General features: G+C 32.7%; 22 protein-coding genes. 8 read left to right on the forward strand and 14 right to left on the reverse strand.

Translation table 11 applies throughout. The annotated features are described in order from the left end of the window. The first annotated feature begins 10 nt into the window (after positions 1-10). The 4 genes from dapD (at position 11) to lysA (ending at position 4418) form a co-directional block, all read left to right on the forward strand. Positions 11-730, forward strand: a complete 720-nt coding sequence (gene dapD, locus QQM35_RS08200; RefSeq protein ID WP_251516897.1) for a 2,3,4,5-tetrahydropyridine-2,6-dicarboxylate N-acetyltransferase — start codon at positions 11-13, stop codon at positions 728-730. A 191-nt stretch (positions 731-921) separates the two neighbouring features. Continuing rightward, the gene (locus tag QQM35_RS08205) at positions 922-2076 is read left to right on the forward strand and encodes an amidohydrolase (RefSeq protein WP_251516899.1); all 1155 of its coding nucleotides are present in this window, start codon (positions 922-924) and stop codon (positions 2074-2076) included. Then, the gene (locus QQM35_RS08210; RefSeq protein ID WP_342610315.1) at positions 2076-3149 is read left to right on the forward strand and encodes an alanine racemase; all 1074 of its coding nucleotides are present in this window, start codon (positions 2076-2078) and stop codon (positions 3147-3149) included. The genes QQM35_RS08205 and QQM35_RS08210 overlap by 1 nt, the downstream gene beginning before the upstream one ends. A 3-nt stretch (positions 3150-3152) precedes the next feature. After that, on the forward strand, positions 3153-4418 hold the full coding sequence (lysA, locus tag QQM35_RS08215) for a diaminopimelate decarboxylase (RefSeq protein WP_251516903.1): 1266 nt from the start codon (positions 3153-3155) through the stop codon (positions 4416-4418). Positions 4419-4525: 107 nt separating this feature from the next. On the opposite strand, the gene QQM35_RS08220 is transcribed toward lysA, so the two are convergent. The 3 genes from QQM35_RS08220 to msaA form a co-directional block, all read right to left on the reverse strand. Next, positions 4526-5488, reverse strand: coding sequence for an NAD(P)H-dependent flavin oxidoreductase (locus QQM35_RS08220; protein WP_251942968.1), 963 nt, complete (start codon positions 5486-5488; stop codon positions 4526-4528). Between the two features lie 284 nt (positions 5489-5772). Next, positions 5773-5973, reverse strand: a complete 201-nt coding sequence (gene cspA, locus QQM35_RS08225) for a cold shock protein CspA (protein WP_002507639.1) — start codon at positions 5971-5973, stop codon at positions 5773-5775. Between the two features lie 184 nt (positions 5974-6157). Then, positions 6158-6463 (reverse strand): regulatory protein MsaA, encoded by a 306-nt coding sequence (gene msaA, locus QQM35_RS08230; RefSeq protein ID WP_342610316.1) that lies wholly within the window; start codon positions 6461-6463, stop codon positions 6158-6160. A 267-nt stretch (positions 6464-6730) separates the two neighbouring features. Here msaA and QQM35_RS08235 point away from each other — a divergent pair, with 267 nt between their 5' ends. Genes QQM35_RS08235 through QQM35_RS08245 form a run of 3 tightly spaced genes read left to right on the forward strand, consistent with a single transcriptional unit; the run spans position 6731 to position 8809 of the window. After that, positions 6731-7000, forward strand: coding sequence for an acylphosphatase (locus tag QQM35_RS08235; RefSeq protein WP_251516912.1), 270 nt, complete (start codon positions 6731-6733; stop codon positions 6998-7000). Between the two features lie 13 nt (positions 7001-7013). Then, positions 7014-7634, forward strand: a complete 621-nt coding sequence (locus QQM35_RS08240) for a 5-bromo-4-chloroindolyl phosphate hydrolysis family protein (protein ID WP_342610317.1) — start codon at positions 7014-7016, stop codon at positions 7632-7634. Between the two features lie 23 nt (positions 7635-7657). Continuing rightward, entirely contained in the window at positions 7658-8809 is a 1152-nt protein-coding gene (locus tag QQM35_RS08245; protein ID WP_251516917.1) for a toxic anion resistance protein, read from the forward strand. Between the two features lie 103 nt (positions 8810-8912). Here the strand turns inward: QQM35_RS08245 and QQM35_RS08250 are convergent, their stop codons facing one another. From QQM35_RS08250 to QQM35_RS08265, 4 genes are all read right to left on the reverse strand, one after another. Continuing rightward, on the reverse strand, positions 8913-10802 hold the full coding sequence (locus QQM35_RS08250) for a vWA domain-containing protein (RefSeq protein WP_251942963.1): 1890 nt from the start codon (positions 10800-10802) through the stop codon (positions 8913-8915). Positions 10803-10814: 12 nt separating this feature from the next. Next, positions 10815-11606, reverse strand: a complete 792-nt coding sequence (locus QQM35_RS08255) for an ATP-binding protein (protein ID WP_251516922.1) — start codon at positions 11604-11606, stop codon at positions 10815-10817. 266 nt (positions 11607-11872) lie between these two features. Beyond that, positions 11873-12076, reverse strand: a complete 204-nt coding sequence (locus tag QQM35_RS08260) for a DUF6501 family protein (protein ID WP_251516925.1) — start codon at positions 12074-12076, stop codon at positions 11873-11875. Positions 12077-12093: 17 nt separating this feature from the next. Continuing rightward, positions 12094-12906 carry a VOC family protein gene (locus QQM35_RS08265; RefSeq protein ID WP_251942961.1) on the reverse strand — a complete coding sequence of 271 codons (813 nt, stop codon included), beginning with the start codon at positions 12904-12906 and terminating at the stop codon, positions 12094-12096. A gap of 207 nt (positions 12907-13113) precedes the next feature. On the opposite strand from QQM35_RS08265, the gene QQM35_RS08270 reads away from it, so the two are divergent. Further along, a complete protein-coding gene (locus QQM35_RS08270; RefSeq protein WP_251516931.1) occupies positions 13114-13317 on the forward strand; it encodes a Mid2-like cell wall stress sensor domain protein in 204 nt (67 codons plus the stop codon). A gap of 438 nt (positions 13318-13755) precedes the next feature. Here the strand turns inward: QQM35_RS08270 and QQM35_RS08275 are convergent, their stop codons facing one another. The 7 genes from QQM35_RS08275 to QQM35_RS08305 all read right to left on the reverse strand — a co-directional run bounded on the left by QQM35_RS08275 (position 13756) and on the right by QQM35_RS08305 (position 21995). Then, entirely contained in the window at positions 13756-13935 is a 180-nt protein-coding gene (locus QQM35_RS08275; RefSeq protein ID WP_251516934.1) for a hypothetical protein, read from the reverse strand. 141 nt (positions 13936-14076) lie between these two features. Beyond that, the gene (locus QQM35_RS08280) at positions 14077-14256 is read right to left on the reverse strand and encodes a hypothetical protein (RefSeq protein ID WP_251516937.1); all 180 of its coding nucleotides are present in this window, start codon (positions 14254-14256) and stop codon (positions 14077-14079) included. Positions 14257-14397: 141 nt separating this feature from the next. After that, entirely contained in the window at positions 14398-14577 is a 180-nt protein-coding gene (locus tag QQM35_RS08285) for a hypothetical protein (protein ID WP_342610318.1), read from the reverse strand. A gap of 1116 nt (positions 14578-15693) precedes the next feature. Further along, positions 15694-16968: a dihydrolipoyllysine-residue succinyltransferase gene (gene sucB / locus QQM35_RS08290; protein WP_251942959.1), complete on the reverse strand. Its 1275-nt coding sequence runs from the start codon at positions 16966-16968 to the stop codon at positions 15694-15696. A 13-nt stretch (positions 16969-16981) separates the two neighbouring features. Beyond that, positions 16982-19783: a 2-oxoglutarate dehydrogenase E1 component gene (locus tag QQM35_RS08295; protein ID WP_251516987.1), complete on the reverse strand. Its 2802-nt coding sequence runs from the start codon at positions 19781-19783 to the stop codon at positions 16982-16984. A gap of 197 nt (positions 19784-19980) precedes the next feature. Continuing rightward, on the reverse strand, positions 19981-21336 hold the full coding sequence (locus tag QQM35_RS08300) for a HAMP domain-containing sensor histidine kinase (protein ID WP_251517033.1): 1356 nt from the start codon (positions 21334-21336) through the stop codon (positions 19981-19983). Continuing rightward, complete coding sequence (locus tag QQM35_RS08305; protein ID WP_251517037.1) at positions 21333-21995, reverse strand: response regulator transcription factor; 663 nt, start codon at positions 21993-21995, stop codon at positions 21333-21335. Before QQM35_RS08305 ends, QQM35_RS08300 begins: the two co-directional genes overlap by 4 nt. Between the last annotated feature and the right edge of the window lie 110 nt (positions 21996-22105).

Below are 22105 nucleotides of genomic sequence, written 5' to 3' on the forward strand. Positions count from 1 at the left end.
GTTTAAATTTATGGTACAACATTTATCAGCAGAGGAAATTATTCAATATATTAGTGATGCAAAAAAATCTACACCACTTAAAGTTTATGCAAACGGGAACTTTGAAAGCGTTGAATTCCCAGAAAGCTTCAAAGTATTTGGTGGAGATAACTCGAAAGTTATTTTCTGTGAATCAGATGATTGGAAAGCATTTTATGAGTCAAACCAAAACGTTATTGAAGATTTAGAAATCGAAATGGATCGTCGTAATTCAGCAATTCCTTTAAAAGACTTAACAAATACAAATGCACGTATTGAGCCAGGCGCATTCATACGCGAACAAGCAATCATTGAAGATGGTGCTGTAGTCATGATGGGCGCAACAATTAATATTGGTGCTGTTGTCGGTGAAGGTACAATGGTTGATATGAACGCTGCTTTAGGCGGTCGTGCGACAACTGGTAAAAATGTACACGTTGGCGCAGGTGCAGTATTAGCTGGTGTGATTGAGCCCCCTAGTGCCTCTCCTGTTGTTATTGAAGATAATGTATTAATTGGAGCAAATGCAGTAATACTTGAAGGTGTAACAGTTGGTGAAGGTGCCATCGTTGCAGCGGGTGCTATTGTAACGCAAGATGTTCCAGCAGGCGCAGTTGTTGCAGGTACGCCAGCTAAAGTTATCAAGCAATCTCACGAAGTGGAAGATTCTAAACGTGAAATTGTATCTGCATTAAGAAAATTAAATGACTAATACTTTAAGCTAAAGTCAAAACACATTAGAAGCAATTGAGGTCGGGGCGGACTCTAATCCAAAATAAGCAATGACTTATTTTTAAATGCCCCACCCTATTGGCTTCTAAATTTTTATACATAAAAATATGGTATTGATTAAACGTGATACCTATTTTCAATTGAATATTATTTTATAAGGATCTGATAACCATGAACGAATTAGAATTTGTAACTAAACATAGACGTCATTTACATCAACATCCAGAATTGAGCTTGCATGAATTTGAAACAACTACATATATTGCCAAATTTTTAGATGAATACGGAATCGAATATGAACGACCATTAGAAACAGGTCTCATCGCATATTTACCAGGAAACGGTACCCATACTATTGCTTTTCGTGCAGATATAGATGCGCTACCTATATTTGAGGAAAATGAGGTGCCATATAAAAGTAAAACAGACAATGTGATGCATGCGTGTGGTCATGATGGGCATACTACAGCGTTAATGTTATTTGTTAAACGTTGTAAAGCTATGGCAGATCAAGGTACATTACCGCAAAATGTCGTTTTTATCTTTCAACCAGCTGAAGAAACAGGTGGCGGCGCGAATCGATTAATTCGAGCAGGCGCATTTGATAAGTATCCTATTGAATCAGTGTTTGGTGTTCACGTTAACCCATTTGAAAATGAAGGAAAAGTTGTAATTAGAGATGAAGAAATTACTGCAAGTGCAACAGAATACCGTTTTTACTTACATGGCCTATCTAGTCATGTAGCTGATAAAGAACAAGGTCATTCATGTGGTGAAGCGTTACAACACGTGTTGACTCAAGTAGGACAAATTCAACAATATCATTTAAATGGATTAAAACGTAACATTGTACACATGGGGCACTTTGAAGCGGGTGAAGCGATTAATACTGTCCCTAGTCACGGTTATTTAGAAGGCACAATCCGTACTTATGATGAAAAGGATTTAGAAATTGTTAAAAATCAAATGAACAAAATTTCTGAAAGTGTTGCTTTGCTATTTAATGTTGAATGTAGAGTAGAATTTGCAGAAGGTTATCCGCCTACGTATAATGATCCTTCTTTACGTAAACATGTGGTTCGAGGTTTAGAAAGCTCAGACTTGGAAATCATTGATAAACCAACTCCATTTTTATTCGGTGAGGATTTTAGCTTTTATCAACGTATGGCTCCAAGTTACTTTGTATTTGTAGGTACAAGAGATGAAGAAAAAGGATTTGTAACAGGTCTCCATACTGCTACATTGAATTTTAATGAGCATATGCTCATTCGTATAGCAGATTATTATGAACAAATATTATCAACTTATGATGAGGTGCATGGTTAATGACTGCGATTTGGTCGGTAGATACAGAACAATTTTATAAAAATGCAGTAAACGTTGTTAAAGGAAATTCTATTATGGCTGTAGTTAAAAATAATGCATATCACTATGGTTTAGAATTTGCTGTACAACAGTTTTTACGAGCAGGTATCAATACATTTAGTACGACATCTTTAAGAGAGGCTATTCGTGTGCGTGCATTAGCACCAAATGCAACAATATTTTTGATGAATGCAGTTTACGAGTTTGACAAGGTACGTGAACATAATATTCACATGACTTTACCTTCCCTATCATTTTACTATGAACATTTAGAAGATTTACGTGATATTCATGTACACTTAGAATTTGAAAATCTATTACATCGTTCTGGGTTTAAATCTCTTTTAGAAATTAAAGAAGTGTTAGAACATCATGCTCAAAATAATAATGTACATAAAATGAAAATTGCAGGTTTATGGACACATTTCGGTTATGCAGATGAATTTGATGTACCTGAATATTCAATTGAACGTCAAGCATGGCTAGATGTAGTTGAAACTTTATTAAGTGAAGGCTATCAATTTGAGATGATACATGCCCAAAATAGCGCCAGTTATTATAGAGAAAATGACGTCCTCCCCCATCACACACATGCTCGAATCGGTATTGCTTTGTATGGTTCAAGACCGTATAGTACAATAAACGAAGACGAGATTCGCCAGTCTCTAACCGTCAAAGGTAATATTATTCAAATAAGAGAAGTTAATGCCGGAGATTTTTATGGATATAGCTTTGCGTTTGAAGCGCAAAATGATCAAACTCGCCTGGCGGTGGTTGATGTTGGTTATGGCGATGGCATTTTAAAATCAAGAGCTAAACATGAAGCACTTATCAATGGCAAACGCTACCCTATTCGAGCCTTGATGATGAGCCATATGTTTGTCGAAGTTGATGAGCAAGTTCAAGCGCAAGATGAAGTTACATTATACAGTAATGACATACGCGTGGACGAATATACCTTTAAAGGTGTAGGTGCAAATTCCGAACAATTAAGTGCAATGAATCACGATTCATTAATAAAGGAGTATAGATAAATTATGGTAACTGAATATAATAATAACGGTGAACTTACAATGGGTGGTACAAGCCTTAAAACAGTCGCTCAAAGTTTTGGTACACCAACAATTGTTTATGATGAGACAGAAATAAGAAATCAGATGCAACGTTACCACGATGCATTTAAGAAAAGTGGTTTAAAATATAATATTTCATATGCATCTAAAGCATTTACATGTTTACAAATGGTGAAATTAGTTGAGGAAGAAGGATTAGAACTTGATGTCGTTTCTGAAGGTGAATTATATACAGCACTTGCTGCAGGGTTTGACCCTCAACATATTCACTTCCACGGTAACAATAAGACGAAACAAGAAATCCGCTATGCTTTAGAAAATAAAGTCGGTTATATCGTTATTGATTCATTAGATGAAATAGCTTTAATTGATCGCTATGCGAGTGAAACTACGAATGTTGTTATTCGTTTGAATCCTGGTGTGGAAGCACATACACATGAATTTATACAAACTGGTCAGGAAGATAGCAAGTTTGGTTTATCTATTAAGCATGGTTTAGCACAACAAGCTGTAGAACAAGTTCAAACTTCTAAGCACTTATCATTAAAAGGTGTGCACTTCCATGTTGGTTCACAAATTGAAGGAACGGAAGCAATGATAGAAACTGCCCGTTTAGTATTACAATGGTTAAAAGAAAATGACATTGAAGTTGATTTACTTAACTTAGGTGGTGGATTCGGTATTAAATATGTCAAGGGTGATGTTAGTTTCCCTATCGAAGAAGGTATTGCTGAAATCACAGATGCAATCAAGCAAATTACAGAAGAATTAAGCTATCCTGTACCAGAAATTGGTATTGAACCAGGAAGATCAATTGTTGGTGAAGCGGGCATTACTTTATACGAGGTTGGTACTATTAAAGAAATACCGAATGTAAATAAATATGTATCCGTTGATGGTGGTATGAGTGATCATATTCGTACTGCACTATATGATGCAAAGTATGAAGCATTATTAGTAAATAGAAATGAGGAAGCGGATGAAACAGTAACGATTGCTGGTAAATTGTGTGAGTCTGGAGATATTATTATTAAAGATGCGAAGTTACCAAGTTCTGTTCAACGTGGAGATTATTTAGCAATATTATCAACAGGTGCCTACCACTATTCTATGGCTTCAAATTACAATCAAATGCAAAAGCCTTCAGTCTTCTTTATTAAGGATGGTAAAGCTAGAGAAGTTATTAAGCGTCAATCACTTCGCCAATTAATTATTAATGATACAAAATAAATATAAAATACATTTATTGATTGAATTATGAATATAAAATAAGCCCATGAAAAGATGTTACTATAAAACTTTTCATGGGTTTTAACAATTCAACTCAACCTCTATATTTAATCGTTAAAGTCCTGCATCAAATCATCTACTACTTCTTTAACGCTTCGAATAGATTTTATTGGACTTATTCCGGTACCCACAGAAACATAACCGTTATCTGTATCACCTTCTACCATGCCTAGTCGCATTTTTTTACCTGCACCCATATGTTTGGCTAATTCTTCATTTGTCGCACCAGCTTTGTCCATTTCGACCAACTCGTGTGCCAATTTGCCAGGAAGTGAACGATAATAAGCAGGTTCGCTTCTAAAAAGAAGAATGTCTTCAGCTTTTGAATCTACGATATACTGTTTTACATTTTTAGCAGCTGGATTTTCATATGTTGGAATAAAGGCACTACCTATATATACTGCTTCAGCGCCGAGTGCAAATGCAGCCCTAACTCCTCTAACATCACCTATCCCACCAGCAGCAATTACTGGAATATCAATCGAATCGGCAATCATCGGTACTATTGAGAATGTGCCGATAATTCGCTCTGGTACAGAACCGCCTTCGTCAAAACCTGTTGCTACAAAGACATCTGCACCTAGTTTTTCTGCAGCTTTGGCTTTTTCGGTTGTAGGAGTAATCGGACGGTATATAATTTTGATGTTATGTTTTTTAATTTTATTATAAATTGTTTCATCTAGTATTTCATTCACTAAAATTGCAGGGACTTCTTCTTCGATTAGCATATCTACAATACGATAAGTAAAGTTCATACGTGTATTCACCATAATTGTAGATGCAAAAGGTTTATCAGTTAGCGCTTTAATTTTTCTAATTTCCTTTCTCATCCGTTCTGTTGTTTCAACTGCCGAACGCGTATTTCTTGCTTCTCCAGCATTAGGCCCCATAATACCGAGGCCTCCTGCTTCACTTACTGCGGCAACAAATTCTGGATTTGTTAAAGAATTTAACGCACCTTGAATAATAGGTTTTTCAATATTTAAAATGTCACTTACTCTATTTCTCATATATCTACCCTTCTTTATTTAATCTGATAAATGAGATAGTAATATAGTAAGTTTGTGATTTGAAGAAGGCAATATTAATTAACATAGTACGAATTTATGTACCTATAGTATTTAGATTGATATGAAGCAATATATATTAAAAAGAGCCTGAAACAAAAAATGTTTCAGACTCTTTGTCAATTAAAAAAATTTGTATCTAAATTATAAATTGACAACGTTTATATTTATAATAAAAAAAGAACCTTAAAGAAGGCTCTTTGTCTAGTCAATATTTCAATTTATATTTATAGTTTAGCAACGTTTGCAGCTTGAGGACCGCGGTCGCCTTCAACTACTTCAAATTCTACTGATTGACCTTCTTCTAATGATTTGTAACCTTCTTGGTTAATAGCTGAGAAGTGTACGAATACGTCGTTTTCTCCTTCAACTTCGATAAAACCAAAACCTTTTTCAGCGTTAAACCATTTTACTGTACCTTGTTTCATAACTGTGAAACCTCCAAGACTAAAATTCATTCAATATGCGTTATTCGCATATTACAAAAAATACAATTTCACAGCTATTATCTGTCACACAATATTCTTTGCAATATGGAATAAAACAATTGCTTAATACGTATTATAAGGCATTTTGAGGTGAAATGCAATACAAATATTAAAAAAGTAATTTTTAATAAAGAGGCAAATTATAATAAACTTCAGTATTTTTTAGAACTATAAAACTATAAAATATTTGAAGATCTTCATCACAGTCTTCACAAAATCTTAAATCACAATTGTTAAAAAATGCATGAATATTGTGTTTGCCAACTAAATGATTATCATATTTATCTTTACTTAACTCAATGAGTTCAATATATTTATTTATCATTTCGTTATACGTTTCGAAGTTGTAATATTCTATAATCTGATCTTTCCAATTATCGAATAACCACCATCCTTCATAATCTGCGCGAATTTTTGTTACAGTCCACATTTTTTCCACCCTTTCATATTCGGCGCAAAGTCAACTTGGTAGTTTTGAGAATTGACTTGTTACTTCATTATTCAATTATAATTAATCAAATTGTTTATCATTTCGTTATTTACGGATACCATTAGATTATGTTTTATATTGTAACGACATACAATGTAAAATCAAGTTTTACGGCTCATACTTTTGACGGATGCCTAGATACTTTATAAACGCAATTATTAGTGTTGAACTGTTAAATTTCGTATAATGAAGGTAAGAGGTGATTATATGCAATGTAAGCATATTAAAGTATTTGGTACTGTACAAGGTGTCGGTTTTAGATATTATACTGCTAAGATTGCAAAGCGATATCAAATTGTAGGTACAGTACAAAACGTAGATAATTACGTTGAAATATATGCTCAAGGTGAAGAGGAAGACTTAAATGCATTTATAGATGCAGTTGTAAATGGAGCTTCACCCGTTTCTAAAGTTAAGGATTATACGATAGATGTATTGGATACGACAAATTCATGGACAAAATTTAAATCGATATAAAGGAAGATGACAATTGAGATATAATATTTCTCGACTTTTGGGAGTAATCATTGGATTTCCTATTGCAATAATTGCTTGGATTGTTAGTGTGTTTGTACTTGAAATTCAAATGGTTTTTGATGCTTTAATTTCAGCATTAACTTTTTTATTCGTCTATTTCCCTACCCAACGCTTAACTTCAAGAAAGTATTTAAAAGAAATTGGATTATCTAGAAGAGATTACCTATTTGTTAAAAATCAATTAAAGCAAGTTCAAGAAAAGAATAAGCGCATTTTAAAATCATTTGTCAATATAAGATCGTTAAAAGACTTTAAACAAATTAATGATATATACCGAATTTCACGTGCAATTTTCTTATCAGTGAAACAACAACCGGCTATATTTTTCAATGTGGAAAGCTTTTTCTATTCACATATTGATAATGCTTTAATCTTAATAGAATCATATACGAGATTAGCTAAATCCCCAAAAAAATCACAAGAAGAAAAGCAGAAGCTCGAACAAACACGTATTACTTTAGAAGAAGTTAGAAGAACGATGGTAGCCGATTTAAAAAGAGTAAATGAAAGCGACTTTAATAAATTAGACGTTGAAATTGAAGTAAATAAAATGGAACAAAAACGACACAAATAATATTTATACGGAGTGATAGAAAGATGCCAGATGAACACGACTTATTAAATTCACACCCATTGGATAAATATATTGATAATAATTCAAATGACAATTCAAATATTATAGAACAGCGACAACAATTTTCAGAAGAAGAACAAGAAAAAATTAAACAACTCAGTAAAAGTATAAAACCAATGGATAACGAAGGATTATTAAATTATGGTACACAAGCTCAATCAGGTATGTCACATTTCTCTCATCGTATATTAAATGAAGTAAAAACGGGAGACGTTGGACCGGTCGGTGAATCACTTAATGGTTTAATGAGTAAGTTAAAGTCTGTAAACCCTGATGAACTCAATCAGCAAAACCAATCAAAATTAAAAAGATTGTTCAAACGTACGAAAGCATCGGCAAATGAAATTTTTTCTAGAATGCAATCTGTCGGCTCTCAAATTGATCGCATTTCTATTGAATTAGATAAGCATAAACGCAATTTAAATAAAGATGTTGAAATGTTAGATGAACTATATGATATGAATAAAGATTATTTTAATGAGTTGTCTATATATATCGAAGCAGCTAAGTTAAAGCAGGCACAATTAAAAGAAGAAGAAGTGCCTAAATTAATGGACAAAGCAAAATCTACGGGGAACCAAATGGATGTGCAAGCTGCATCTGATATGGAACAATTTATAGATCGATTAGATAAACGTGTATATGACTTACAATTATCTCGACAAATTGCGATTCAAACTGCCCCACAAATTCGTATGATTCAAAATGTGAATCAAGCACTTGCTGAAAAAATACAAAGTTCAATATTAACTAGTATTCCTTTATGGAAAAATCAAATGTCAATCGCCCTAACATTGATGCGACAACGTAATGCAGTTTCTGCTCAAAAAGCAGTTACTGACACGACGAATGATTTGTTATTGAAAAATTCAGAGCTATTAAAGCAAAATGCGGTTGAAACTGCCACTGAAAATGAGCGTGGTATTGTAGATATTGAAACTTTAAAAACAACGCAAAGTGATATTATTGAAACGATAGAACAAACGTTAAAAATCCAAGAAGATGGTAGAAATAAACGAAAACAAGCTGAATCTGATTTACAATCGTTAGAATCAGAATTACAAGAGCACCTCATCGATGTGAAACAACAACATCGTATAACAGATAAATATTAAAGCAAAGCACGAAATCTATTAAAAAATTAGATTTCGTGCTTCTTTTTGTATGCTAAATATTTAAGATACATAAGTATTTGTTTAGTTTGAGATTTTTAAACATTTAAAATGATTTTAGTAATAATTTCTTTAATAATGGAGATAAATGACTTGGTAAATGTTCTACACCTTCAACAAAGAGTGCATATTGACCATAAATATTATGAATCGTCTGTTCTATATCTTCGGTAATCGGTTCTTGACTTAAAAATACATTAAATACTTCAATTCCAAGTTTACGTGCTGATTCAACAGCTTCATAAGTGTCTAATATACCGTCTTGAGCATAATTAAAGGCAGACGGTTCTCCATCAGAGAAGACAATCAAGAATTTCTGTTTATGTGCATGACGAATTAGTCTGTTCGCCCCTATTCGAATTGCAACGCCATCTCGATTATCATCTTGAGGCGTCAGTGACATAATTCTAGGGCTATCTTTTTCAAAGGTAGAATGATGATAAGTAATAATTTCATCGATAATATTTGGTTGCTTTTTATCATCAGCATCAAATGCATCCTCATTAAAGGCAAGTACTTCATGATTAATATTTAACGACTTTAACGTTTCATGGAAGAGTACGACCCCTTTTTGAGTTTCTTCCATCTTATCATGCATACTTGCTGATGCATCCACTAATAAAGTAAATGTAGCGTCGAATGTTTGGCTTAGATCTTGTTTTTTATAAAATAACTTATATTGGTCGTCAATAAACCAATTGATTAGATTTCTTTGTAAACGCCCTTTAGTTAAATTACGACGTTCATCTTGATGTGCACGGTCTATGGCTTTTTTAATAATTTGTATTAGGTCTTTTATTTCAAATTGCACATGAGATACAAAGTCTTCATATTTAATAATATCTTGGTCTTGGATTACAGGTGTATTCCATATAATTTCAACGTTTTTATTTATTCCAGATAATGTAAGTGCTGGATGAGTACCCGTTGCTTCACCTTCATCACTATCTAATTGTTGTGTAGATCCTTTACCTTTTTTAGTTTGAACATCTGTTATATCATCGCTGGCATCACCTTCTCGGGCGTTTTCCTCATCAATGGCGTTATCGCTATTTTCACCTTCATGGAGCTCCATTTCTAAATAAGCCCCGCCTTCTGATGCACTATCTTGATTTTTAGATTCCATTTGTTCTGAAACTACATCATCGTCATTAGATTCTTCTGATTTTCCATCGGTTTGACTGGCATCCGTTCGTTTTATATCTTCAAATTGTAGTGCTTCAATCGATTCGTAAACCTTTTTAGGCAAATGGTAATATTCATTGAGCATATCTTCTTTGAGTAAATCATCTATTTGAAACATCATTCTTTGTGCCAAATACATATTATCTTCTGATGACTCATTATAGAAGAAATTAGGCAAGTATTGGTACATTTGTACTAATACATCATCTATTTGTGGATGTACTTGTGGGGCGTCATAGAAATTTTCTAGTAAAAATGAGCGCTCTATATATAAAAAGACTAAATCAGTGAAGGTCATTTTTGTTTTATAGACATTAAGTTGACTTTGGTTAAATTTCAGGCGTGCGTTGATGCGTGTTTGAATCATAGGTTTACTCGCTGGGCGTAATTTTATTATTTCATTGAGTACACGTTGATCTTCGAGTAATTTAAATAATTGTTGATAAAAACTACGATGTCCAAATTCAGTTTCATGGATGACCTGATTAACAATGCTCTGATCCATCATAGAGTAACCATAAGCAGCTAACATGATGTCGGACTTTAAACCGAGTTGCTCTATTTGAGCTGACCTATGGGACCAAAATGAACTTGTTACCAACGTATTAGAAATTGGATCATAATAAGGGAACTTCTGTATTTTTACTTGTGTTTGTTCATTTTTTAGCAATAAACGCGCTAAATCTTGTAACATCATGATTTGTTTGGCGTCTACTTGTTCGTCATTAAACTTAATAAAACGATCACTCATACATATCCCTCACTAAAAGTTCAATTCTACTGCGTTCACGATTGCTTGTTGCTCACGTGTATCTTCTAATTTATCAATGATTGTGCGTTTAATCGCTCTTTCTATAGGCATCACTGTTGCTAAATCACTTAAATCAATGAGCGCTCTGATACTTGAAGCTTCTTCTGATATTTGTCCTTGTTTCGTCATTGTTCGTAAATCTTCGTTAAATTTAATAATACTGTTAATAAGTGTATCATCTTGTAATTTACTTTGATTTTTAATAACGTCAAATAATGTCTCTCCATCAATGTAATCCACTTGAATTACGACGAAACGGTTTTTTAAAGCTTCGTTCATCGGTAAAGTACCAATATAACCTTCGTTAATTGCAGCGATGACATTGAAACCAGGGGCAGCCTCAATAACTTCTCCCGTGAATGGGTTAGTTAATTTTCTTCGGTAATCTAATACACCGTTCAAGATTGGTAATGCTTCGGGTTTAGCCATATTAATCTCATCGATATATAATATATGACCTTGTTTCATAGCTTGAATCACTGGGCCATCAATGAAAACAATTTCTTGTGAACCTTCTTCATTTGTTTTAATCGTTTTAAAGCCTAGTAAACTTTCTGCATCTAAATCTACTGAACAGTTTACTTGGTGCATAGGACGATTTAACGTTTCGCTCAATGTTTCAGCTAATTTTGTTTTACCTGAACCTGTCGGCCCTTTTAATAATAAGTTTTTATTTAATTGCATTAACGCTTGTGCATCATTAAATACTGTTTCATCTTTATTGATATAACGCGCTTGATCCATATCTATACTCCTTTAGTTAATTACATTTTTAACGCTTTTTAAAATAGACTGAGTCTGAGACAAAATAGGTGTCTCAGACTCTTTGGCAACTTGGCAGTAGATGTCTGAATTGAAAATGCGCTTGTATTAAGCCTTTTTAATCCTAGTCATCCTTGCCAGGGTGGAATACGAAAACTCTATTAGAAAATTGAATTTTTGTCCCACCCACTCATTTATTTTAGTATTGTATTGTTTAATCTAAACTTAAGGTGTAAATGTATAATGGTTTAAACTTCTTTAAAATAAGTTTTAAAGTATCCGCCTACTAAGCCTGAATTATCTATAATTTGATAATATTCTTCTGTTTCGTTTACAACATCATATTGTTTACCTACTGTTAACATATCGGAAACTTTAAACTTTTGAGCATCCGTATGTACAACTTCAACTTTTTTAACTGGTTCTTTATCCTTCCAAGTTTCATGTAACATTTGAATCGACCTTTCTATTATTTATTATTTTCCAAAGTTAAAATAAATGTTAGCCCACTATTTTCAGTGATTCTTAAAGATTGTTCTCCGCCTTGATCCAATGTTTGGTACTTAATCCCTATAGATTCAAGTTGTTGCATGGCGTTTTGAAATTGCTCTTTTGATTCAGTTGCAAATTCAATTTGTTCTACAATACCATGTTCAGGCATTTTTAATTCTTCTTCAACCTCATAAATATGTAATTCTCCGCCTAGTCCACCATCACCAATACGAAATACTTGAATTGCTTTAGATTGTTCACTTGAAGGAGTATATTCAGCAAAGTGATCTAGTCCGAAGACTTGTGTAAGTATTGATTGCGTAATTAGTAATTGATTGACTTTTACTAACACTGGCCCTAGTCCCTGAACTTGATGTAACGGATTGACTGAACTTTCAAAAGAAGGCATTCCTAATGGTGCACCAGTATTGTGCTCGTTTGAAAAAATATTAAATGTTTGTCCATTTTGATCTTGAAAATTAAAATATGAATGTCCATTCAAATTTGCAATATCACTATGGTTATATTCAAGTTTATCTAAAATAGATTTATATTCAATTAAACCTTCATCACTAGGTACACGTACACTGATTTCATCTATATTATTATTTTCAATTGAATAATTTGGAATTTCAACAAAATGTAATCGCGTTCCTGAACTGAGTTCTGCATCACCAAATCGTAATGCGTTTCCCATTTCATTAACGTTGAGTCCAATTATTTCATTAAAAATCTTTTTAGTTTGGAATAAATCATTTGTACCTGTCGTAACACTTCTAAGACCATTCATGTTAATAACCCCTCTACCTATGTCTTTGCAACCATTATAACGTATTTTCGTTATTATTTATATGATGAACTCCGAAAGAAAACGACTTTATTAATTTTTGGTTTTTCGTCATTGGATATAACAACGAAATATATTAAACTGTAATTAATATAACTATAAAATGTCATTAAATAATCATTTTATGTTCAATTTAGGAGGGTGTCACATATGTCAGGTACATGGATTATATTCGCCATCACCGTACTTGTTGCAGTGTATGCAGCAATCAGTTTAATTACAAATGCCAGTAAGAAAAATAAAGGTGAAAATAATAACGAAAAGTTAGCAAAACAAAATAAAATTTACGGCATTATTTTTATTCTATTTTTAATCTTAGTTATTGTTGAAATTATAGCTTTATTAGCTAAATAAAATTTTTCGGTCATTAATAAAGAGTCTGAGACACCTATTTTTGTCTCAGACTCCTTTTTTTACCTAAATACAATCATAAAAAAACGAACTACTTTATTAGTAAATCGCTATGACTTTTAGTATTTAATTTCCTTGATATAATCATTAGAATCCTTTAAATACTCAATCAAATGCGATAAAGCTAGTCCGGTTACGATTAACATAATAAGAACTGTCTGACTGTTGCTCAATACGTCGTTGCTTGCTACTATTATACAATCTTTCAAAGTCTGCACAAGATGTATAGTACTGTCTTGTGCTATGTTTAGTAGCTCCTTTATTGTAAATAAATATAATGCTAAAGAATGTACATATTTAATACATAGTACCTAATGTATTATTTGTACAAATGCAAAAAATTATTTAATTGTTTCACACAATATTTGTAAGCTATTGTGATTACTCATAACCCTTTTTTTCTCTGTCGCTTTTTAGTTTTTCTAATCGATTACTAAAGTCTTGGAATTCTTCATCACTCAAACCTTCATCGTATTTTCCTGGAGCGGCATTTTTAATAGCCTCTCCGTCTAATATCCATTTTTCGTGTAAGGTTAAAGGTCTTTTATTATCTTTATCCATGTGTTAATCCCTCTCATCTTCTGAAATAAATAACAATGCAGATAATAGCAAAGATACTGTATAGTGTGACGATTTTTATATACGTAAAAAAATTATTTAATTTGTCTCTTTGCTTTCTAAAATGTTTATAAGCTATTTGAATTACTTATAACCCTTTTTTTCTCTGTCCCTTTTTAACTGTTCTAATTCATCTGCAAATGCTTGTATCTCTTCTTTAGTCAGTTCTTTATCGTATTTTCCTGGCTCTAATTTAGAAATAATCTCTCCGTCTATAATCCATTTTTCATGTAAGGTTAAAGGTCTTTTATTATCTTTATCCATGTGTTAATCCCTCTCATCTTCTGAAATAAATAACAATGCAGATAATAGCAAAGATACTATATAATGTGACGATTTTTATATACGTATAAAAATTATTTAATTTGTCTCTTTGCTTTCTAAAATGTTTATAAGCTATTTGAATTACTTATAACCCTTTTTTTCTCTGTCCCTTTTTAACTGTTCTAATTCATCTGCAAATGCTTGTATCTCTTCTTTAGTCAGTTCTTTATCGTATTTTCCTGGCTCTAATTTAGAAATAATCTCTCCGTCTATAATCCATTTTTCATGTAAGATTAAAGGTCTTTTATTATCTTTATCCATGTACTAATCCCTCTCATCTTTTGAAATAAATAACAATACAGATAATAGCAAAGATACACAAAATAAAACGATTTATGCATACATATAAAAATTATTTAATTTGTCTCTTTGCTTTCTACAACGATTATAAGCTAATGTTATTATTCATATCTTCTTTTTCTTCTTTCACTTTTTAAACTTTTCAAACTCATCTGCTAATGCCTGTCGCTCATCTCTAGTCATTTCTTTGGAATTATACATATTCCTTTTTTCTCTCTTACTTTTTAACATGTCTAAAAATTTAGCAAATTCTTTTACTTCTTCGTTTGTTGTTTCTCCATTGTATTTTTCAGGATTTGATTTACGTATAGCCTCGCCGTCTAAAGCTCATTTTTCATGTAAAGTTAATTGCCTATGCCTGTTCTTTTTCATGTGTTACACCCACTTATATTCTGTTAATAAGTAACACTGTAAATAATACATAGTGTTACATTTTGTACAAATACATAAAAAATATTTAATTTAATATCCTTGTTCATTTAAGGAACGATTTATCTTTTCTAGGTTTTATTGTCAAAATCTTTAGAATCATTTTACTGTTCTTTTATAAACAATTCAATAAATTTGTTCCTGACTTTTTAGAAGGAGATTTTATTTTCACAAATAAAAAGGTAACCTTCTTTCAAATAATAAGATAAATTATATCTTAAAAGAAGCGTCGGAGATTACCAGTATCACAAAGCGTGTAACCGCGCATACAATGCCGCCATACCCATAGTTCAATACTAACAGCATGTAATACCATTAAAAGCAATACAAGTGCTGAGCACGTAGGTCATTTTGATAGGAATATGACTCTAAAAATTTATACACACGTTACAGATAGTATGGCTGAAAACTTAATTTATGAATTAGAAGAATATGACGAAGAGTTTATTAATAATTACGGATATAATAATTAAAGATTAGTACAGTAATAAGTGTCTATAATTTAGGCACTTTTTTAATGAATATTAAAGAGAAATAATAATGTTATGGGGGATTTTGGGTTGCTTTTTCAAAATACACCAAAGCATAAAAACACAACGACGCTGAGCGCCGTTGTGTTTGGATTAATAAACTATTTTGTGTTGTGGATTAAGATTCTAATAATAAATCTTCAGGGTTTTCGATTAATTCTTTAATCGTTTTTAAGAATCCAACTGCTTCTTTACCATCAATGATTCTGTGATCATAGCTTAATGCGATGTACATCATTGGACGGTTTTCAATTGTATCTTTATCAACAGCAATTGGACGAGTAATGATTGAGTGCATACCTAAGATTGCTGCTTGGTTACCATTGATGATTGGTGTTGACATCATTGAACCGAAGATACCACCGTTAGTGATTGTAAATGAACCATTTACCATATCATCTAAACCAAGCTTTTTATCTCTAGCTTTAGTAGCTAAGTTAGCAATTTCATCTTCAATTTCAGCAAAGTTTTTCTTATCGCAATCTCTTACGAATGGTACAAGTAAACCATCATCTGTAGATACAGCTACACCGATATCATAGAATTGTTTAGTAATCATGTCTTCGCCGTCAATTTCAGCATTTACTTCAGGGAATTTCTTCAATGCTGCAACTGATGCTTTTGTGAAGAATGACATAAATCCAAGTTTTGTACCGTCATGATCTTTAATAAATTGTTCTTTTTTACGTTTACGTAAGTTCATAACGTTTGTCATATCTACTTCATTGAATGTAGTAAGCATTGCTGTATTATTAGATACTTCTAATAATTTTTTAGCAGCTGTCTTCTTACGACGTGACATTTTTTCTCTGATGACTGGTTTTGATGGTTTTTGTGGTGCTGATTGTTTAGGTTCTTCTTTAGATGAAGAAGATTGTGAAGATTGTTGTTGTGATTGATTTTGATCAACATGCTCTTTTCTTACGATATCATTCGTTTGAGGAGCAATTTCTGATAAATCAATACCTTTTTCACGAGCATATCTACGTGCTGATGGTGTTGCATTTATACGTTGATTATTGCTGTCATCTGATGAGCTTGAATCTGATTTAGATTCTGATTGTTGTGAATCAGATGAAGATTCTTGTTTAGAATCTTGTTGTTTAGATTCTTCTTTTGAATCATCTTGGCTAGAAGAAGATTCTGAATTGTTACCGCTACCTTCACCAACTTTAGCAACTGCTTGGCCAACTTCAACTGTGTCGCCTTCTTCAGCTAGTTGTTCTTGTAATACACCTGCATCTTCAGAAACAACTTCAACGTTAACTTTATCAGTTTCTAATTCTAAGATAGCTTCACCTTTATCTACGCTATCTCCTACTTGTTTTAACCATTCTGCAACGGTACCTTCTGTAATTGACTCTGCTAATTCTGGAACTTTTACCTCTGGCATGCTTAATTTCCCCCTAATTTAATTTTGTACTTTGTTCTATAATCATATTTTGAACGAGTTTATGAATTTCGCCGTCTCCTTCAGCAGGAGCTGAACGTTGTATACGTCCATGATAACTTAAATCATACTTATCTGTCGTTAAATCTTTCAGATAAGGATAAACGAATGACCATGCACCTTGGTTTTTAGGTTCTTCTTGTACCCAAGCAACATGTTCTAAGTTTGGTAACTCATTTAATACTGCTTCTATTTCTGAATCAGGGAATGGATATAATCTTTCCACTGCTATTAGTGAAATAGAATCATCAGGATTTTTAGCTAGATATTCTTTTAAATCTATAAACATTTTACCAGATGCTAGAATAACTTTCTTCACGCTATCTTTATTACTTGGTTCAGGTAAGATAGGTTCGAATTGTCCTGATGTAAATTTATCAATTGTATCAGCAACTGTCTTATTACGTAATAGACTCTTCGGTGACATTACTACTAGAGGACGCATAGATTCTGTGCCTAAGCTTGCTGCTTGTGCACGTAATAAATGGAAGTAGTTACTTGAGCTTGATAAATTAACAACAGTGGAGTTATTTTCGCCAGCAAGTTGTAAAAATCTTTCTAAACGTGCAGATGAGTGTTCTGCGCCTTGACCTTCGTATGAATGTGGTAAGAATAATGTAAGGCCTGAACGTTCTCCCCATTTAGCTCTTGCACTGAATAAGAAGTTATCAAATATCATTTGCGCCATATTTGAAAAGTCTCCGTATTGTGCTTCCCAAATCGTCATACAAGATTTATTTTGAACATTATAACCATATTCGAAACCAACTACGGCAGCTTCTGATAATGGTGAATTATGAACATCAAACGTAGCTTTTTGATCAGGAACATGATTAAGCGGAATATATTGTTCGCCAGAATCTGGATCATGTAAGACCGCATGTCTATGACTGAATGTACCACGTTCAGTATCTTGTCCTGTTAATCGGATTGGTGTGCCGTTTTGCATAATTGTAGCAAATGCTAGCTGTTCAGCTTGTGCCCAATCTACTAAACCATCTTCACTTTCGAAAGGTTCACGACGTTTTTCTAATACTTTGTTAAGTTTTTTCAAGATGTTAAAGCCTTCTGGATATGAAAGCATTGCGTCGTTAATTTCTTTTAAATGATCGAAACTTACGTCAGAATCAATTGGTTGTAATGGTTCTGCAAGGGTATCAGGTTTTTGCATTTCTGGGTTGTCCATTTTATCGTTTTTATCAATCTTGTCGTGTGCTGCACGTAATGTTTTTTGGACTTGATCAAGAATTTCATTCATTTGATCTTCAGAAATAATATTCTCTTCAACTAATTGCTTTCCATATAATAATTCAACTGAATCATGTTTGCGGATATTGTGATATTGTATTGGGTTAGTAATTGATGGTTCATCCATTTCGTTATGACCATAACGACGGTAACCTACTAAATCAATAACGACATCCTTTTTGAATTCTTTTCTGAACGCCATAGCAATTTCAATAGCTTCAATCGTTGCTTCTACATTGTCAGCATTTACGTGCATAATTGGCACGTCGTAACCTTTGGCTACGTCTGATGAATATGTTGTAGAACGACCATCTTCAGGTTCAGTAGTGAAGCCGATTCTATTGTTAGTAATGATGTGTAATGAACCGCCAGTTGAATAGCCGTCTAAGTCGCCTAAGTTCATAGCTTCAAAGTTAATACCTTGACCTGGGTATGCTGCATCACCATGAATAATAATTGGCATAGAATCATTGTATTCTGTAGTCACTGCGCCAGCATGATCTGTATCATCTTGGTTTGCACGTGTTTTACCTAGTACTACAGGAGATACGATTTCTAAATGACTTGGGTTATTAGCTAGTGAAATACGTTGTTCAATACCATATGATTGAGTAGTTTTCACACCGCCTAAGTGATACTTCACGTCACCTGACCAACCAGAAGTTAATTTTAAACTGCCATCTTCTGGTAAGAATTTCATTGGATCTGTGTGCATGAATTCAGAAATCATCATTTCATATGGCTTTTCTAAAACGTGTGTTAAGACATTTAGTCTTCCACGGTGAGCCATCCCAATTTGAATATTGTGAATTCCTTCATCACTTGCAAGTCTTAATGTTTTTTGTAGCATTGGAACAAGTGTGTCTACACCTTCAATTGAGAAACGTTTCGCTCCAACAAAGTTTTTATGAAGATATTTTTCGAAACCTTCTACATGTGCTAAATTTTTGAATAATTCAATCTTTTGTTCGTCATTTAAATTAGCTTTGTATGGTGTTTCGATTCTACGTTTTAACCACACACGTTCTTTACTGTTGTTAATGTGTGTATATTCGAAGGCAATTGGGCCTTTATAGCGTTTTTCCATACGTAAAATGGCTTCGTATGCATTATCGTAAATATCTTCGAAGTGATCAGAAACAATACCAGCAGAGATAGATTCGAGCGTTTCTTTATCTAAATTAAAATCTTCAATTGCTAATTTTGGAACATGTTCTCTGTTCGGTCTATTTACTGGATAGATATCTGCCAATAAATGCCCATATTGACGAATATTATCGATAAGGCGCATAACGCGTTTAATCGTGCTATCACCTTTACCAGAATCTGATTGAGTAGTTGCTTTTGATTCGATGTGAGCTTCACCGTTTTTTATTGTACTAAAAAGGACTTGTAAATCTTCAGGTACAGATGAAGGATCTTGTAGATAAATATCATATAAATCTAAAACATATCCTAAATTTGCCCCGAAGTTCACAGGTGCCTCGGAAACCTGTTTATCGTTGCTCATATTACACCCTCCACAAAATAGTTGAAACGCTTACAAGTAAATAATAGCATTAAACTTGTTTAAATTAAAGTACGAAAAGCGTTAGATTATGAAAAAGCAGAACCATTTTAATGGTGGTTCTGCTTTGTTCCATTGCATATGATAGTGTAACATACAAAAAGCGTATATTAACAACTATATATGTTGTAAAATCACTGTTAAAAAGTAATTTTAAATGTTGTATATTTTCCTACTTCGCTGTCCACATTTATTGTGCCATGATTTAATTCGATAATCTTTTTGGCAATAGATAAACCAAGACCATTTCCACCTAATTTTCTTGAACGTGATTTATCAACACGATAAAAGCGATCGAAGATAAAGTCGATATCCTCTTTCGGAATTCCTACACCATGATCGGTTATTTCAATGGAGATTTGTTTATTCTTAAGGTTTGTTTGAATATGAATATGCTTATTTTGTTGGTCGTATTTCATCGCGTTATCTATGAAAATAATTAACACTTGCTCGAATTGATATCGATCTATTTTTAAATTAAGTGGTTTAGCCGATGGTTCAAATTCAAACGTGTAATCTTGATGTAATTGTTTCAGTGATTTAATGCGTGCAGCAATTTCTTGATTGATGTTTACATCTTCTTGCTCATTGATTTGAAGATTGTTATTTTCCTTTGTTAGCATCAATAATTCTTCTACTAATCTTGTAATCCTCGACATCTCTTCAAGAGAAATATCTAATGACTCTTTAAGCACTTCAGGGTCTTTTTTACCCCAACGTTGAATTAAGTTTAAATGCCCTTGAATGATTTGTAATGGTGTACGTAATTCATGTGATGCATCTTCAACGAATTGTCGTTGTTGATTAAAGGATTCTTCTAATTGTGACATCATTGCATTAAAGGTAATAATTAAATTATCAGTTTCTTCATAAGTTGTAGTAAGTTCGACCTTTTCCTGGAAACCATCTCGTCTGATTTGTTGCATTTTATTCGACATGAGTTCTAAAGGTTTTGTTATTTGTGAAGAAAAATAATAACTTATAATTGTCGTAATTAAAGTAGCGATAATTCCAAATATTAAAGCTACCAAATATAACGAATTAACAAGTGCTTCGTATTCTTCTAATGAATGCACGATGATGCTATAACCTTTGAAGTTGGAAGCATTAATAGGTTCTGTAATTACTAAATATTCTTTATTATGATGTGTTTTTATTGTGACTCTATCGACTTCATCCTTTGAAAATGGTGGCGAGTAATCTATAGAATCCAAATTGGAAGTCTCAAATAATTTTTTACCGTGATCATTAAATAAGAAAACCTTTTGATAATTACCTAAAGAAGCATTGAAATCTAACGGTGTAATTTCATTAAATTGTTTCGTTTGAAATAACTTATAAACTTCATTTGAACTTCTTTGAGCCTCGTTAAATTCACTATGTCGTAACGAACTACTGAGAAAAAAAGTAATGATAATACTGAAACAGAAAATTGTTAAAAAAGTGATTGTCGTTGTAATTAACATCCATTGTGTTCTTAATTTTCTCTGTTTCATTGTCTAATCACATAACCTACACCACGGACTGTTTCTATATATTTATCTTTGCCAAATGGTTTAAGTTTATTTCTCAAATATCGTATATAGACATCAACAACATTTGTTTCGACTTCACTGTCAAAGCCCCATACATCAGTAATGATTTGCTCTCTTTGCATGACGTGATTTTTATTTTCAGCAAGTAAATATAATAAGTCGTATTCCGTTTTCGTTAAGTCAAGTTGGACGCCATCGACAGTTACTTTGAATGCTTCTTTATCAATTTGTAGGCCTCTGATATCAATGACATCTTTTTGAGGTTGTCTACGTAGCATTGCACGGATTCGAGCTAGTAATTCTTCAATATCAAATGGTTTAACAATATAATCGTCTGCTCCGTAATCTAAACCAGCCACTTTATCATATGTATCACTTTTAGCGGTAATAATTATAATAGGTGTAGATTTATCTTGGCGTATTTGTCGACAAATTTCTAAACCATTAATATTCGGTAGCATTAAATCTAGTAATATTAAGTCATAATCATGGTTTAAAGCCTTGTCTAGCCCCGGTCTACCATCGTATTCAATGTCGACATCATAATTTTCATGTTTAAGTTCAAGTTCTATAAATCGAGCAAGATTTTGTTCATCTTCTACTATTAATATCTTTGTCATTGGATGCACCTCACTTACTATAATAAATTAAAATATCACTTCAAGAAAGTATTTCATTGATAAATTAATAACAAGCAATTATCTTACATTTAAAGAAGACAAAGACTTGT

The organism is Staphylococcus hsinchuensis (assembly GCF_038789205.1).
GTDB classification, from domain to species: Bacteria; Bacillota; Bacilli; order Staphylococcales; family Staphylococcaceae; genus Staphylococcus; species Staphylococcus hsinchuensis.

Coding starts and splice junctions, on each gene's coding strand:
- QQM35_RS08285 (WP_342610318.1), bottom strand. CDS start 14,577: ATGGATAAAGATAATAAAAGACCTTTAATCTTACATGAAAAATGGATT.
- QQM35_RS08300 (WP_251517033.1), bottom strand. CDS start 21,336: ATGAAACAGAGAAAATTAAGAACACAATGGATGTTAATTACAACGACA.
- lysA (WP_251516903.1), top strand. CDS start 3,153: ATGGTAACTGAATATAATAATAACGGTGAACTTACAATGGGTGGTACA.
- dapD (WP_251516897.1), top strand. CDS start 11: ATGGTACAACATTTATCAGCAGAGGAAATTATTCAATATATTAGTGAT.
- QQM35_RS08245 (WP_251516917.1), top strand. CDS start 7,658: ATGCCAGATGAACACGACTTATTAAATTCACACCCATTGGATAAATAT.
- cspA (WP_002507639.1), bottom strand. CDS start 5,973: ATGAAACAAGGTACAGTAAAATGGTTTAACGCTGAAAAAGGTTTTGGT.
- QQM35_RS08275 (WP_251516934.1), bottom strand. CDS start 13,935: ATGGATAAAGATAATAAAAGACCTTTAACCTTACACGAAAAATGGATA.
- sucB (WP_251942959.1), bottom strand. CDS start 16,968: ATGCCAGAGGTAAAAGTTCCAGAATTAGCAGAGTCAATTACAGAAGGT.
- QQM35_RS08260 (WP_251516925.1), bottom strand. CDS start 12,076: ATGTTACATGAAACTTGGAAGGATAAAGAACCAGTTAAAAAAGTTGAA.
- QQM35_RS08205 (WP_251516899.1), top strand. CDS start 922: ATGAACGAATTAGAATTTGTAACTAAACATAGACGTCATTTACATCAA.
- QQM35_RS08280 (WP_251516937.1), bottom strand. CDS start 14,256: ATGGATAAAGATAATAAAAGACCTTTAACCTTACATGAAAAATGGATT.
- QQM35_RS08265 (WP_251942961.1), bottom strand. CDS start 12,906: ATGAATGGTCTTAGAAGTGTTACGACAGGTACAAATGATTTATTCCAA.
- QQM35_RS08235 (WP_251516912.1), top strand. CDS start 6,731: ATGCAATGTAAGCATATTAAAGTATTTGGTACTGTACAAGGTGTCGGT.
- QQM35_RS08255 (WP_251516922.1), bottom strand. CDS start 11,606: ATGGATCAAGCGCGTTATATCAATAAAGATGAAACAGTATTTAATGAT.
- QQM35_RS08305 (WP_251517037.1), bottom strand. CDS start 21,995: ATGACAAAGATATTAATAGTAGAAGATGAACAAAATCTTGCTCGATTT.
- QQM35_RS08250 (WP_251942963.1), bottom strand. CDS start 10,802: ATGAGTGATCGTTTTATTAAGTTTAATGACGAACAAGTAGACGCCAAA.
- msaA (WP_342610316.1), bottom strand. CDS start 6,463: ATGTGGACTGTAACAAAAATTCGCGCAGATTATGAAGGATGGTGGTTA.
- QQM35_RS08210 (WP_342610315.1), top strand. CDS start 2,076: ATGACTGCGATTTGGTCGGTAGATACAGAACAATTTTATAAAAATGCA.
- QQM35_RS08220 (WP_251942968.1), bottom strand. CDS start 5,488: ATGAGAAATAGAGTAAGTGACATTTTAAATATTGAAAAACCTATTATT.
- QQM35_RS08270 (WP_251516931.1), top strand. CDS start 13,114: ATGTCAGGTACATGGATTATATTCGCCATCACCGTACTTGTTGCAGTG.
- QQM35_RS08295 (WP_251516987.1), bottom strand. CDS start 19,783: ATGAGCAACGATAAACAGGTTTCCGAGGCACCTGTGAACTTCGGGGCA.